At 70.3% G+C, this 14,067-nt stretch carries 14 protein-coding genes and 1 pseudogene; 11 read left to right on the plus strand and 4 right to left on the minus strand.

All coding sequences use genetic code 11. The annotated features are described in order from the left end of the window. Positions 1–107: 107 nt before the first annotated feature. The 10 genes from ribD (at position 108) to OH809_RS34740 (ending at position 8,693) form a co-directional block, all read left to right on the plus strand. Positions 108–1,208 carry a bifunctional diaminohydroxyphosphoribosylaminopyrimidine deaminase/5-amino-6-(5-phosphoribosylamino)uracil reductase RibD gene (ribD, locus tag OH809_RS34695; protein ID WP_406417610.1) on the plus strand — a complete coding sequence of 367 codons (1,101 nt, stop codon included), beginning with the start codon at positions 108–110 and terminating at the stop codon, positions 1,206–1,208. Further along, a complete protein-coding gene (locus tag OH809_RS34700) occupies positions 1,209–1,817 on the plus strand; it encodes a riboflavin synthase (RefSeq protein ID WP_406417608.1) in 609 nt (202 codons plus the stop codon). After that, positions 1,814–2,458 carry a nicotinamide riboside transporter PnuC gene (locus OH809_RS34705; protein WP_406417606.1) on the plus strand — a complete coding sequence of 215 codons (645 nt, stop codon included), beginning with the start codon at positions 1,814–1,816 and terminating at the stop codon, positions 2,456–2,458. Before OH809_RS34700 ends, OH809_RS34705 begins: the two co-directional genes overlap by 4 nt. Then, positions 2,455–3,750 (plus strand): bifunctional 3,4-dihydroxy-2-butanone-4-phosphate synthase/GTP cyclohydrolase II, encoded by a 1,296-nt coding sequence (locus OH809_RS34710; protein WP_406417604.1) that lies wholly within the window; start codon positions 2,455–2,457, stop codon positions 3,748–3,750. Before OH809_RS34705 ends, OH809_RS34710 begins: the two co-directional genes overlap by 4 nt. Before the next feature lie 29 nt (positions 3,751–3,779). Further along, positions 3,780–4,265 carry a 6,7-dimethyl-8-ribityllumazine synthase gene (gene ribH, locus OH809_RS34715; RefSeq protein ID WP_266988058.1) on the plus strand — a complete coding sequence of 162 codons (486 nt, stop codon included), beginning with the start codon at positions 3,780–3,782 and terminating at the stop codon, positions 4,263–4,265. 35 nt (positions 4,266–4,300) lie between these two features. Then, positions 4,301–4,573, plus strand: a complete 273-nt coding sequence (locus OH809_RS34720) for a phosphoribosyl-ATP diphosphatase (RefSeq protein WP_018524273.1) — start codon at positions 4,301–4,303, stop codon at positions 4,571–4,573. 66 nt (positions 4,574–4,639) lie between these two features. Then, a complete protein-coding gene (gene hisG, locus OH809_RS34725) occupies positions 4,640–5,488 on the plus strand; it encodes an ATP phosphoribosyltransferase (RefSeq protein ID WP_358861546.1) in 849 nt (282 codons plus the stop codon). A gap of 44 nt (positions 5,489–5,532) precedes the next feature. Next, positions 5,533–5,997, plus strand: coding sequence for a PH domain-containing protein (locus OH809_RS34730; protein ID WP_406417602.1), 465 nt, complete (start codon positions 5,533–5,535; stop codon positions 5,995–5,997). A gap of 183 nt (positions 5,998–6,180) precedes the next feature. Further along, positions 6,181–7,551, plus strand: coding sequence for a hemolysin family protein (locus tag OH809_RS34735; protein ID WP_406417600.1), 1,371 nt, complete (start codon positions 6,181–6,183; stop codon positions 7,549–7,551). Beyond that, entirely contained in the window at positions 7,548–8,693 is a 1,146-nt protein-coding gene (locus OH809_RS34740) for a hemolysin family protein (protein ID WP_406417598.1), read from the plus strand. Before OH809_RS34735 ends, OH809_RS34740 begins: the two co-directional genes overlap by 4 nt. Positions 8,694–8,922: 229 nt before the next feature. On the opposite strand, the gene OH809_RS34745 is transcribed toward OH809_RS34740, so the two are convergent. Further along, positions 8,923–10,836: an AAA family ATPase gene (locus OH809_RS34745; protein WP_406424808.1), complete on the minus strand. Its 1,914-nt coding sequence runs from the start codon at positions 10,834–10,836 to the stop codon at positions 8,923–8,925. A 360-nt stretch (positions 10,837–11,196) separates the two neighbouring features. Continuing rightward, positions 11,197–11,826 (minus strand): uridine kinase, encoded by a 630-nt coding sequence (locus OH809_RS34750; protein WP_406417597.1) that lies wholly within the window; start codon positions 11,824–11,826, stop codon positions 11,197–11,199. A 175-nt stretch (positions 11,827–12,001) separates the two neighbouring features. Here OH809_RS34750 and OH809_RS34755 point away from each other — a divergent pair, with 175 nt between their 5' ends. After that, positions 12,002–13,363 carry a peptidase C39 family protein gene (locus OH809_RS34755; protein WP_406417595.1) on the plus strand — a complete coding sequence of 454 codons (1,362 nt, stop codon included), beginning with the start codon at positions 12,002–12,004 and terminating at the stop codon, positions 13,361–13,363. Here the strand turns inward: OH809_RS34755 and OH809_RS34760 are convergent. Further along, entirely contained in the window at positions 13,269–13,685 is a 417-nt protein-coding gene (locus OH809_RS34760; protein ID WP_406417594.1) for a tyrosine-type recombinase/integrase, read from the minus strand. The genes OH809_RS34755 and OH809_RS34760 overlap by 95 nt on opposite strands. Further along, a pseudogene (locus tag OH809_RS34765) lies at positions 13,574–13,834 on the minus strand (transposase family protein); the annotation flags it as partial. The pseudogene OH809_RS34765 and the gene OH809_RS34760, both read right to left, overlap by 112 nt. Between the last annotated feature and the right edge of the window lie 233 nt (positions 13,835–14,067).

The raw sequence follows: 14,067 nt of genomic DNA on the forward strand, positions 1-14,067 counted from the left end.
AACAGCTGCGTCCGTGTCTTCGGTTTCGGCGTCCCCTGTTGCGTTCCGCTTCATCTGTCGTCGTCGACAGGCCCCGGAGTCCGTGCCCGAAGAGGCAGGAGGACCCGGTGGACACCGCAGCCGACACCACCGCCATGCGCCGAGCGATCGCGCTCGCCGCCCGCGGGCTCGGCTCCACCAGCCCCAATCCGGTCGTCGGATGCGTGATCCTCGACGCCGGAGGACAGCCCGCCGGTGAAGGCTTCCACCAGCGGGCCGGCGGGCCGCACGCCGAAATCCACGCCCTGCGCGAAGCAGGCGAGAAGGCCCGTGGCGGCACCGCCTACGTCACCCTCGAACCGTGCAACCACACCGGTCGCACCGGCCCTTGCGCCCAGGCACTTATCGAGGCCGGCGTCAGCCGTGTCGTGTACGCGGTCGCCGACCCGAATCCGCAGGCCACCGGGGGAGCGGACACCCTCCGTGCCGCCGGGGCCACCGTGGAGCAGGGACTCCTTGGCGAACTCGCCGAGGCGGGCAACACCGCCTGGCTGACCTCGGCGCGGCTCGGCCGTCCGTACGTGCTGTGGAAGTACGCGGCGACCCTCGACGGCCGGATCGCGGCCGCCGACGCCACCAGCCGTTGGATCACCTCTGCCGAGTCCCGCGCCGACGTCCACCGGCTGCGCGCCGAGGCCGACGCCGTCGTGGTCGGCTCCGGCACCGCCCGCACGGACGACCCCCAGCTCGGTGTGCGTGGCATCGAAGGCGCCGTGCAGCCGCTCCGGGTCGTCGTCGACACCGACGCCACCGCGGTACGGCCCGGCGCCCGCGTCCTCGACACGACGGCGCCCACCCTGATCGCGGTCGCCGACGACGCCGACACCGGCCGTCTTCCCGAGGGAACCGTCCTGCGACTGCCGCGCGCCGCCACCGGCCGCGGCCTGGACATCCCCGCCCTGCTTGCCGCCCTGCACGGGCGCGGCGTCCGCTCCGTACTCCTCGAAGGCGGCCCGACCCTCGCCGGGGCCTTCGTCGCGGCGGGAACGGTCGACAAGGTCGTCGGCTACCTCGCCCCCGTGCTCCTCGGCGCGGGCCCCGCAGCCCTCGCCGACGCCGGAATCTCCACCATCGCCCAGGCGTTGCGCCTCGATGTGACCGAGACCGTACGCATCGGCCCCGATCTGCGCATCACCGCCGTCCCCGGCCCTGCCCGGAAGGGAAACTGAGTGTTCACCGGAATTGTCGAAGAACTGGGTGAGGTCACCGCCGTCGAGAAGCTCGGCGACGCCTCCCGATTCCGCCTGCGCGGTCCCGTCGTCACCGAAGGCGCGAAGCACGGCGACTCCATCGCCGTCAACGGCGTCTGCCTCACCATCGTCGACCTCGGCGACGGTGAATTCACCGCCGATGTGATGGCGGAGACCCTGAACCGGTCCAGCCTCGGCGCGCTGGAGACCGGCTCCCGGGTCAACCTGGAGCGCCCCATGGCGCTCGGCGGCAGGCTCGGCGGACACATCGTCCAGGGACACGTCGACGGCACGGGCCGCATCGTCGAGCGCAAGCTCTCCGAGAACTGGGAGATCGTGAAGATCTCCCTCCCGGCGGAGCTGACCCGCTACGTGGTGGAGAAGGGATCGATCACCGTCGACGGCGTGAGCCTGACCGTCGTCGACGCCGGGCCCGACTACTTCACCATCAGCCTCATCCCCACCACCCTCGCCCTGACCACGCTCGGCATCAAGGAGCCCGACGACCCGGTCAACCTCGAGGTGGACGTCATCGCGAAGTACGTCGAGCGGCTTCTCGGCGACCGGGGCCGGGAGGACCCGAAGTGAGCGCGGTCGACTGGCTCAACTCGGAGGCCTTCAAGCTGTTCGGCCAGCACATCAAGTGGTCCGACATGATCGGCAACACGGTCGGTCTGGTCGCCCTCGCGCTCGGCTGGCGGCGTTCCATATGGACCTGGCCCGCACAGCTGCTCTCCGGTGTGATCCTCCTGGTCGCCTTCGCCTCCGCGCACCTCTCGGGCAGCGCGGGCAAGCAACTGGTGGTCATCGGCGTGGCCGCGTGGGGCTGGTGGTCGTGGAACCGCGGCAGGCAGCAGGCCCAGGACGGCTCCATCGCCGTACGGTTCGCCACCTGGCGCGAGCGCGCCTGCCTGGTCGGCGGCGCGGCCCTCGGCACGCTCGTCGTCGGTGGCCTGTTCACCGCGTTCCCGACGCTGTCGTGGGACCCGTGGCCCGACGCGTACATCTTCGTCGGCACGGTCGTCGCGATGTACGCCCAGGCGCGCGGCATGGTCGAGTTCTGGTTCGCCTGGCTCCTGGTCGACCTGGTCGGCGTACCGCTGAACTTCGCCAACGGCTTCGCCTTCTCCGGCTTCGTCTACGTCATTTACGGCGCCCTCGTCCTGTGGGGCATGCGCGACTGGTGGCTGCGTACGCGGACACCCGCTCTGGAAGGAGCCACGGCATGACTGCCCAGCCCACCTGGTTGCACCGGGAAGACAGCACGGCCGAGGACCTGTCCCTCGACCCCGTCGAGCAGGCGATCCGCGACATTGCCGCCGGCCGCCCCGTCGTCGTCGTCGACGACGAGGACCGGGAGAACGAGGGCGACCTCGTCATCGCCGCCGAGAAGGCCACCCCCGAGATCGTCGCCTTCATGATGAGCGAGTGCCGCGGCCTGATCTGCGCACCCATGGAGAACGACGAGCTGGAACGGCTCGACCTGCCGCAGATGGTCGCCCACAACACCGAGTCGATGCGCACGGCGTTCACCGTCTCGGTCGACGCCTCTGCGGCGCACGGTGTCACCACCGGCATCTCCGCCGCCGACCGGGCCACCACGCTCCGGATGCTGGCGGGCGGCCTGGCCGGCCCCGGCGACTTCGTGCGCCCCGGACACATCTTCCCGCTCCGGGCAAGGACCGGCGGTGTCCTGGTCCGCAACGGCCACACCGAGGCCGCCGTGGACCTGGCCCGGCTCGCCGGGCTCCGCCCCGCCGGAGCGATCGTCGAGATCGCGGGCGAGGACGGCGTCATGCTGCGGCTGCCGGAGCTGGTCCCGTTCGCCCGCAAACACGGCCTCACGATCATCTCGATCGAGGACCTGATCGCGTACCGCCGCTCCGCCGAGCCGACCGTCCGCCGTGAGGCCGAGGTCCGGCTGCCGACGTCGTTCGGCGAGTTCACCGCGTACGGCTACCGCTCCACCGTTGACGGCGTCGAGCACGTCGCGCTCGTCCACGGCGACCTCGGTGACGGCGACGACATCCTCGTCCGGGTCCACTCCGAGTGCCTGACCGGCGACATCTTCCAGTCCCAGCGCTGCGACTGCGGCCCCCAGTTGCACGCCTCCATGCAGCGCATCACCGAAGCGGGCCGAGGCGTCGTCGTCTATCTGCGTGGCCACGAGGGCCGGGGGATCGGCCTGCTCTCCAAGCTGCGCGCGTACGAACTCCAGGAGCGCGGCGTCGACACCCTCGACGCCAACCTGGAGCTCGGCCTGCCCGCCGACGCCCGGGACTACGCGGCAGGCGCCCAGATCCTCAAGGACCTCGGCGTCCACGGCGTCCGGCTGATGACGAACAACCCCGACAAGACCGCCGCGCTCCTGCGGCACGGCCTCGCGATCACCGGACGCGAGCCGATGCCCGTCCAGGCCGGCGAGCACAACCTGCGGTACCTGCGCACCAAGCGGGACCGCATGGGACACGACCTGCCCTGGCTCGACACCCCCTCGGTGTCGACCTGCGGCAACCAGTAACGAGCACGGAAACGAGCGGTAGGAGAGACATGAGCGGCAAGGGCGCACCCGAACTGTCCGTACGCAACTGCGGTGACCTGCGAGTGGCGGTGATCGCCGCCCAGTGGCACGAGAAGGTCATGGGCGGCCTCGTCGACGGCGCGCTGCGCGCCCTGCACGAGCTCGGCATCGACGAGCCGACCCTGCTCCGGGTCCCCGGCAGCTTCGAGCTCCCGGTCGTCGCCAAGGTCCTCGCCGGCCGCGGCTACGACGCGATCGTCGCCCTCGGCGTGATCATCCGCGGCGGTACCCCCCACTTCGAGTACGTGTCCCACGGCGTCACCAACGGGCTCACCCAGGTCGCCGTCGACACGGGTGTCCCGGTCGGCTTCGGCGTACTGACCTGTGACACCGAGGAGCAGGCGCTCGACCGGGCCGGGCTCGAAGGTTCCAACGAGGACAAGGGGCACGAAGCGGTCACCGCGGCCGTCGCCACCGCCGCCACGCTGCGCACCGTCAGCGAGCCCTGGCGCTGAACGGGGGTGCGGGACCCCGTACGCTAAGGACCATCATGGCGAACAAAACCTTCGAAGAGCTCTTCGCCGAGCTGCAGCTCAAGGCCGCCAACGGCGACCCCTCCACCTCCCGCACCGCCGAGCTGGTGGACAAGGGCGTCCATGCCATCGGCAAGAAGGTCGTCGAGGAGGCCGCCGAAGTCTGGATGGCCGCCGAGCACGAGAGCAAGGACGCCGCCGCCGAGGAGATCTCCCAGCTGCTGTACCACGTCCAGGTGATGATGGTTGCCCGCGGAATCTCTCTCGACGACGTCTACGCCCACCTCTGAGCACAGTTCCGCACCCCGCACGTCACGTCCGTAGAAATCCCCTTCGCACAAAGGAAACCTGACCTCATGCTGCGCATCGCCGTCCCCAACAAGGGTTCTCTCTCCGGGCCTGCGATGGCGATGCTCCATGAGGCCGGCTACCAGCAGCGCAAGGAGTCCAAGGAGCTCGTCCTCGTCGACCCCGACAACGAGGTCGAGTTCTTCTACCTGCGCCCGCGCGACATCGCGATCTACGTCAGCTCCGGCCGTCTCGACATCGGCATCACCGGCCGCGATCTGCTGCTGGACTCCGGCGCGCAGTCCGAGGAGATCCTGCAGCTCGGCTTCGCCCGCTCCACCTTCCGCTACGCCACCAAGCCCGGCACGGCCGCCGGGCCGCAGGACTTCGACGGTATGACGATCGCCACCTCCTACGAGGGCATCGTGGCCAAGCACCTCGCCGACGTCGGCGTCACCGCCTCCGTCGTTCACCTCGACGGCGCGGTCGAGACCGCCATCGAGCTCGGCGTCGCCCAGGTCATCGCCGATGTGGTGGAGACCGGCACCAGCCTGCGCAACGCGGGACTCGAAGTGATCGGCGAGCCGATCATGAAGTCGGAAGCCGTCGTCATCCGCCGGACGGGTGCCGCCGAGGACGACCCCAAGGTGCAGCAGTTCCTCCGCCGCCTCCAGGGCGTCCTGGTCGCCCGCAGCTACGTGATGATGGACTACGACTGCCGCGTCGAGCACCTGGAGCGCGCCGTCGCCCTCACCCCGGGCCTGGAGTCGCCCACCATCTCCCCGCTGCACCACGAGGGCTGGGTCGCCGTCCGCTCCATGGTCGCCGCCAAGGAGGCCCAGCGGATCATGGACGACCTGTACGAGCTCGGCGCCCGCGCCATCCTCACCACGGCCATCCACGCCTGCCGCCTCTGACGGCCGGACCGCCAGCGATCACCCCCGGAAGACAGAAGAACACCATGTCCACCCCCGCGCACCGGCCCGAACTTCCCACCCTCCCGGTCACCTTCCGGCCGACCCGTACCCGGGTGGTCCTGCTGACCGTGGGGGCGGCGATGTTCGTCGTCATCACCGTCATCGCGATGAGCCTGGAGCAGCTCAGCCCGGGGGAGCGGGTCAGCTTCATCTTCACCGCGCTGCTCTTCTTCGCCGTCCTGGCGCTGCTCAGCCGCCCCAAGGTCGTCGCCGACGACCACGGGGTGACCGTGGTAAATCTCACTCGCACCCGACGGCTGTCCTGGGCGGAGATCCTCCGCGTCAACCTGCGCGCCGGCGACCCGTGGGTCTTTCTCGACCTCAGCGACGGGACCAGCATGCCCGCCCTCGGCATCCAGCCTGGAATCGCCAAGGAACAGGCCATTCGCGACGCCCGTACGCTCCGCACACTCGCCGAGAACCACGGCGCCCGTACGGAGAACGGCTGAGCCCCCTGCCCCGCACGGCCACTTCTTGATTACTCTGGTGGGCGGTGGCGCCCTGTGCGCCCCGCCCCGCACCAGAGGCCCCAGGGCCGGCGGGGCTTTCCTGCGACCCAAGGAGTGACTCCCTCCAGCAATGGACGGATCGTCCGGTAGTACCTGCGCCGCCCCTTCCCCGGAGGCGGCGGCATGACCACCCCCCTGCTGCTTCTGAGTGCAGCATTCCTTCTCATCCTCGCCAACGGATTCTTCGTGGCGGCCGAATTCGGGCTCGTCACGGTGGAGCGGCCGGACGCCGAGCGTGCCGCCGCCGAGGGCGACCGGCGGGCCCGTACCGTCGTCGACGCGCTGCGCGAGCTTTCCTTCCAGCTCTCCGGCACCCAGCTGGGCATCACCATCACCTCACTGGTCGTCGGCATGCTCGCCGAACCGGCCCTCGCCCAGATGCTCGCCGGACCTCTCACCGCGACCGGCCTCCCCGACGCGGTGGTACCCGGCGTCAGTGTGGTGATCGGGATGATCGTCGCCTCCGCCGTCCAGATGGTGATCGGCGAGCTCGTACCGAAGAACTGGGCGGTCTCCAGGCCGCTCCAGGTCGCCCGGTTCGTGGCCGGCCCCCAGCACCGCTTCGCCGGTGCTCTCCGGCCGGTGATCACGCTGCTGAACACCGTCGCCAACCGGCTGGTCCGCCTGCTGGGTGTCGAACCCACCGATGAGCTGGCCTCCGCCCGTACCCCCGGTGAACTGGTCTCCCTGGCCCGGCACTCCGCCGAGGCGGGCACCCTCGAACAGGACACCGCCGATCTCTTCGTACGGACCCTGTCGCTCGCCGGACTCACCGCGCAGCACGTCATGACCCCGCGCGTGAAGGTCAGCGCCCTGCAGTCGACCGCCACCGCGGCGGACGTCCTCAATCTCACCCGCGCCACGGGCCTCTCCCGCTTCCCGGTCTACCGGGACCGGATCGACGAGGTCGTCGGCATGATCCACCTCAAGGACGCGCTCGCCGTGCCCGCCCAGGAACGCCTGCGCACCACCGCGGGCCGGATCGCCGTGCCGCCCCTCCTCGTACCCGAGACACTCCCGGTCGAACAACTGCTCCAGCGCCTGCGCAAGGAGCAGCCGATCGCCGTCGTGGTCGACGAGTACGGTGGCACCGCCGGGGTCGTCACCCTGGAGGACATCATCGAGGAACTGGTCGGCGAGGTCAGGGACGAGCACGACGCGGAAGGCGCCGACCGGCCCGAACTGGTCGCCGCTGCCCCCGAGGACGGCCGTCCCGCCTGGGACGCCGAAGGCAGCTGCCGGGTCCTCATCCTGCGCCGGATAGGCCTCGACGTACCGGAAGGACCGTACGAGACGGTGGCCGGACTGGTCGCCGATCTGCTCGGGCGGATCCCCGCCCCCGGCGACCGGGCCGAGCTGCCGGGCTGGCGGATCTCGGTCCGCCAGGTCGGTCACTACCGCGCGGAGCAGGTCCGCTTCGTACGCATCGCCGAAGTGGCCGAACCGGTCGACGAGCCGTCGGCCGCCCGTGGTGTCCTGGAGGCCGCACGATGAACGTCGTCCAGTTGCTCTTCGCCGGGCTCCTCGTCCTGGCGAACGGCTTCTTCGTCGGTGCCGAGTTCGCACTCGTCTCCGTACGCCGCAGCCAGGTCGAACCCCTCGCGGCGGCCGGGTCCGGCAGGGCCCGCCAAGTGCTCTACGGCCTGGAGAACCTGCCGCAGATGATGGCCGCAGCCCAGTTCGGCATCACCGTCTGCTCCCTGACCCTCGGAGCCGTCGCCGAACCGACCGTCGCCCACCTGCTGGAGCCGGTCTTCCACGCGGTTCACATCCCCGAGGGGCTCATTCACCCGCTCGGCTACGTGCTGGCGCTCGTCCTCGTGGTCTTCCTCCACCTCGTCATCGGCGAAATGGTCCCGAAGAACCTGGCGATGGCAGCCCCGGAGAAGACCTCACTGTGGCTCAGCCCGGCCCTGGTCGGCTTCGCCCGGCTGTGCCGCCCCGTCACCACGGCGCTGGGCGCCTGCGCCCGGCTGGTGCTCCGGCTCTTCCGCGTCGAACCCAAGGACGAGGTCGAGGCCGTCTTCACCAGCGAGCAGCTCAACCGGCTCGTCGAGGACTCCGGGCAGGCCGGACTGCTGGAGCCGGAGGCGCAGGAACGGCTGGAGGACGCCCTGGAACTGGGCAGCAGGCCGGTCACCGATGTGCTGCTCGCCAGGGCAGCCCTGGTGACGGTGGACCCGTCGGTCACGCCGCGCAGGATCGAGGAGCTGACCGTACGGACCGGCTACTCACGTTTCCCCGTCTGCGCGGAGGGCGGCGGCACGTTCATGGGCTATCTGCACGTCAAGGACGTCCTCGATCTGGAGGACGGCGAACGGGCGGTCCCGCAGCACATCTGGCGCCCGATGGCGACACTGCGCGCGGAGCTGCCCCTGGACGACGCCCTGACGGTGATGCGCCGCGCCGCCACCCATCTGGCCCAGGTCGCTGACGCATCGGGCCGGGTCCTCGGCCTGGTCGCGATGGAAGACGTCCTGGAAATGCTGGTGGGCGAGGTGCGCGACCCGGCGCACCGGGTCTCGATACCCCGCCGGACGGTGGACGTGGCGCCGACAGCCCCGGTCCCGGACGAACTGCAACCGCTGGCAATCGCATCGGGCCTGTCGGCACACGCGAGCGTGTCCGGCGATTGAGGACGGTCGTGTGCCGGGCGGTCTGATCCGGGTCGGTCGTCGGGCGGGCTTCATGTCAGGGCCCGTCCGCCCGCGAGCCCGTCCGGCGGTTGAGGACGGTCGTGTGCCGCGCGGCCCTACCCGGGCTCCTCGTCGGACGGGCGCCCAGGGACGCCCGTCCGGCGGTTGAGGACAGACCGCCCCACCGGGCGGCCCCGGTCCCACCACCCGCCGCACCCGACCGGCAAGGTCACAGCGGCGGAGGCTCCTGCTGCCCCCGGTCAACCGGCCCCCGGCCGGACAGCACTTCGCCGTACGCCTGCATCAGATCCGGCAGTCGCAGCGTCGCCAGATCGTCGCGGGTGGGCACCGTCGCGTATCCGGAGAGCCGCAAGTCCCGGTACGCGCAGCTCTTCTCGTACAGCGTGCGCAGGAACCGTCCGTTGCCCAGTTCGTCGATCCAGCCCTGGTCGACGACATGGCCGCTGATCGAGCGCAGCTCCTCCAGGGACTCCTCGTCCCACACGTCGTCGTTGTCGGCGGCCAGTACCTCGCCGATCGAGGTGAGTTCCAGCGGCCGGTAGCTGGGGAAGTCCACCCGGGTGGTGAACCGGGAGGAGAGCCCGGGGTTGGTGGCCAGCAGCCGGTCCATGCCCTCGGGGTAGCCCGCGAGGATGACGACGAGATGGTCCCGGTTGTCCTCGGCCCGCTTGAGGAGGACCTGCAGCGCCTCGTCCCCGTACGCGTCGCCCTTGCTGTAGCCGGAGTTGGCGAGGCTGTACGCCTCGTCGACGAACAGCACCCCACCCAGCGCCGAGTCGATCAGCTCATTGGCCTTGACCGCTGTCTGTCCGAGGAACTCGCCGACCAGATCGGAGCGTTGGGCCTCGACGAGATGGTCCCCGCCGAGCAGCCCCAGCGCGTAGAAGACCCGGCCCAGGATGCGGGCCACTGTGGTCTTCCCGGTGCCCGAGGGGCCGGAGAAGACGAAGTGGCGCTTCGGCGGCTGGACCGGAAGTCCCTGGCCGGCCCGCAGCCGCGCCATGTTCAGCTGCGCAGACAACGCCTTGACCTGGCGCTTGACCGGTTCGAGGCCGACCATCCGCTCCAGCTCCGCCAGCGCCGCCGCGAGCAGCACCGGATCGCTGGGCCCCGCCGGGAATGCCTGCGACGACTGGCCGGGCACGGCGCTCTTCTCCCGTGCTCCGTCTGTCCGAGGAGGCACCCCGACGCCCGGCAGGTTCTGCGGATCGCCGCCGGGCCGTAGTTCCCGCCCGCCCACCAGATCGGTACCGAGCAGCGAGTCCCCGTCCGGCAGCGCCTCCGCGGACGTGGAGCCGTCGCCGAATCCGGTCAGCGACACGGACGCGAGACCGGCCGCCTCGTCGGAGCCTTCGAGACCGTCGTAGTCCGCGATCGCGGCGAGCCGCGCCGAGGTGTCCATGAACGCCGGATCGATCCGGTGCACTGCTCTGTAGAGCGGCAGGGCGGCCGCGCTGCGCCCGGTTCCCTCGTGCGCGCGGGCCAGCCAGTAGCGCAGCTCCTTGCGCTGCGGCTGTTCGCTGCGGCAGCGCATCAGCGCGGTGGAGAGCAGCGGCTCGGCCTGCCCGTACATTTCCAGCCGCACCCGCGCCATCCCGCCGAAGAGCCCCGCCTCGATGCCGAGCAGTGGATCGTCGACGAGCTGTTCGGTGTGGCGGACGAGCTGTTCCCAGTCCTTGACCAGATACGAGCGGCAGGCGTGCAGGAACCGCACCTGCGGGTCCGCGTCCACGGGTGGCAGTCCGGCCAGCGCCCGGTCCAGCTCCGGGACATGGCGTCCGTCCAGCCAGTGCGAGGCGTGCGCAAGCAGCAGATCACGCGGGCTCTCCAGTACTGGCTGTACCCACCAGCCCAGCCAGTACCAGGAGTTGAGCGTGCGTCGATGACGGGTGCGCTGTTCGCCGAAGCGCTCGCGGTGGCGGTACATCCGCAGCAGCGCGGTCGTCGTGTCGATCCGCAGGGCGTGGAGGCCGAGCCAGCCGTCCGCCATGCCGGGATCCAGCCGCACCGCCGTTCTGAACTCCTCCTCGGCCTGCGGATAGGCGCCCATCGTGTAGGCGTCCACGCCGCGCAGCCAGGCGAGGTCGGCCGGGGCCTGTGCGCCCTGCGTGCCGATGTCCATCAGGTCCCCCACAAGCCGTGCCCCCAGGTTGTCCCGCCGCACGACCCGACCGTCCAGGCGCGCTGAACCACACTGCCGTGTACGGGAATTGACCGCACCGAGAGGCATCGTACCTGCGCAGGCAGTGCGCGACTAAGGGCACCACAAGCAGAACGAGGACCGTGACCGAGGGTGAGCGGAATCCGGTGAACAACCATGCGAAAGGGGGTGCAGGGACAGAACGAAGCCCCCGATCACGGGGGAACAACCGGGGGCTTCGCGTCTGTGAGGGCTCCGAAAAGCCGCACATTGAGAACGTAAGACCTGTACCGCCCCCGGGTCAAGCGGAGTTGAGGTACTTCCGGGCCGTTTTCCGGCTGGTCAGTACGTTGCGCACGGAGGCTCACGGTGGGTGACGGAATGGTTCGCTCCTGCTGTCGTACGAGGCCCCTCCAGCCACTCGTACCCCACAGGCAACTGGCGTACCAGAGCGTCCGCGTACGGGCGCGACGGATCGGCGGCGAAATGTTGTTCCTCGGCCACGGTCCACCCGTCCCAGAAGGCCGAAAGTGCCGGCCCGTCCCGCCGTCGGCCCCGCTGCCAGGACGCCAGGGGGTCGAGCTCCATCCACCACAGCCGTGCGAGATACGGGCGCAGGGCCCGGCGGCCGGCGCCCACTCCCTCGATCAGTACCACCGGTGCCGGTTCCAGTGTCTGCGGTGGGCCGAGGCGCCGGGCTGTCCAGTCGTACGGCGCGTAGTGCGCGGTCTCCCCGCGCGACAGCGGGCCGATCACCTGGTCCCGGAGCCGGTCCGCCCAGCCGAACAGCTCCTCGTGGGTGGCCAGGTCGTCCAGATGCAGCACGGGCGCGTCCCCGAGCGCCACCGAGAGGCGGGAGGCGAGAGTGCTCTTGCCCGATCCCGCATGGCCGTCGACGGCGATCAGCCGCACGGGTCCGCAGGACGGCGGCAGGGCGATCAGTTCTGAGGCAAGGCGGGCGAGGTCGGTCATGCGGACCAGCGTACGAGGCGATGCGAAGCAACCGCAGGTCACGCCAGTGGACCAGACCAATATTTGTTCCGCGACGCGAGGCGAATCGCTGGCCCAATCCGGCTGCGAACCGCGATAGTTGGCGCACTGTCGTGCACCTGCAGCCCCATTCCGCTTACGACCGGGGGTCTCGCCCATGAACAGACCGACTTCACGCAGAACCGTACTGACCGCCGCGCTCGCCGTGGCCGCCGGCGCGGCGGCGTCCGCAGGCTCCGCAGCCGCCGCGCCCTCGCTCGCCCCGCCCCACGCGCCCTCGGCTGTCGCAGCCCTGGTGGACAACCATTCCTGGAGTACGTACACCGACTGGCGCAGCGGTTCAGGCGCCGGGACGCGCGCCGTCGCGGGCCGGCGGCCCGGACTGGTGATCGGGACCCCGCAGGGGCGTACCGACTACACCGACCCGCACACCGGGAAGACGGCGGCCTGGGAGTACGCGACCTGGACCTCGCCGCGCCACTGCTCGTCGGTCCCGGCGACCGAGGTGATCGCGTCCTGGAACGCGGACGCCCCGGCCGGCACCTGGATCCAGATCGAGCTGTGCGGCAGCTACTCGGACGACACCGAGACCCCCTGGTACGTGATGGGCCGCTGGGCGGCGGGCGACGGCGACATCCGCCGTACCTCCGTCGACGACCAGACCGACGGCAAGAGCTCGATCTGGACGGACACCTTCTCGGTGGACGACGCGGCGAGCGGGCTGCGGCTGGTCTCCTACCGGCTGCGGCTCACCCTCTACCGGACCCCGGGCAGTCGCCTCACGCCGACCGTGTGGCGGCTCGGCGCGATGGCCTCGGACATCCCCGACCGGTTCACCGTGGAGCCCAGCACGCCCGGCCTCGCCCGGGAACTGCCGGTGCCGCGCTACTCGCAGAATGTGCACGTCGGCCAGTACCCGGAGTACGACAACGGCGGTGAGGCGTGGTGCAGCCCCACCTCCTCGCAGATGATCATCGAGTACTGGGGGCGCAGGCCCACCACCGAGGATCTCGCCTGGGTGAAGCCAGGCCTCGCGGACCCGCAGGTCTGCCATGCGGCCCGCTTCACGTACGACTACCAGTACGAGGGCTGCGGCAACTGGCCGTTCAACGCCGCCTATGCCGCCACGTACGACGGCATGAGCGCGGTGGTGACCCGGCTGAGTTCGCTGACGGACCTGGAGACGCTGATCCGGGCGGGCATCCCGGCCATAACGTCGCAGTCGTTCCGCAAGGAGGAGCTGACCGGGGCCGGATACGGGACCTCCGGCCATCTCATGACCGTGATCGGGTTCACGGCGGACGGCGACGTGATCGCCAACGACCCCGCCTCGCCGAGCAACGAGGCCGTCCGCCGGATCTACAAGCGCCGCGAGTGGGAGACGATCTGGCTCCGCACCAAGCGCTACGACGCGAACGGCAAGGTCAGAAGCGGTACGGGCGGGGTCTGCTACCTCTACTGGCCCGCTGACCCAGCACCGAGTCAGCGCCGGGTTCTGAAGTCACTCGGCCTGCTGTGAGCATGTGCGGCCCTACGGCCGCCTCGACCACCTGACGGCAGCGTTCCCGGCCGTCCTGGGTGAGGTGACCGTACTGGTCCACCGTGACCTTGATCGAGCGATGCCCGAGCCAGCGAGACACTTCGTGGATGGACACGCCGCTCGTCAAGGTCACGGTGGTCCATTTGTGTCGCAATTCGTGCGGATTGTATTCGGGCAGCCCGAGCCGCCTGATGGCGCGATCCCACGACTTGCGCAGGAGATCGGGTCGCGGATGTAACGGAACACGGTTGCGATCCCGATGCCGAACCCGGCGGCGAGCTGGGCGTAGGTGTCGCCGCACCGCAGGTGGGCCAGGGCCAGCAGGGCCTGGCGGCCGGCCGGCAGACGCCTCCACCCCGTCCCTATCTTCTTCCGCCGGGCTGCCAGGTGTCCGGTCAGGAACCGCAGGGTGCGGCTGGACAGATCAATCGAGGATGGGTAGACAAGCACGCGAAGCTCCTGGCGGACCCGGGTGATCTTGGTCGAGAGCCCGTCTACCAGGAGCTTCGCCGCTACGCAGGAGTGTCCAACTTGCGGTCAGCACCGCGAGGTTGGAAAAGGCTCACTGTGACGACCCCCGCACCGCCGAGTACGACGGCCCCGACGGTCAGCCAGGCGCGGCGTTTCATGCTCAGCGGTCTGTAGGCATGCGACTTACGCGGACTCAAATCCCCTAACCCTTA

This window comes from Streptomyces sp. NBC_00873 (genome assembly GCF_045207415.1).
Lineage (GTDB): Bacteria > Actinomycetota > Actinomycetes > Streptomycetales > Streptomycetaceae > Streptomyces.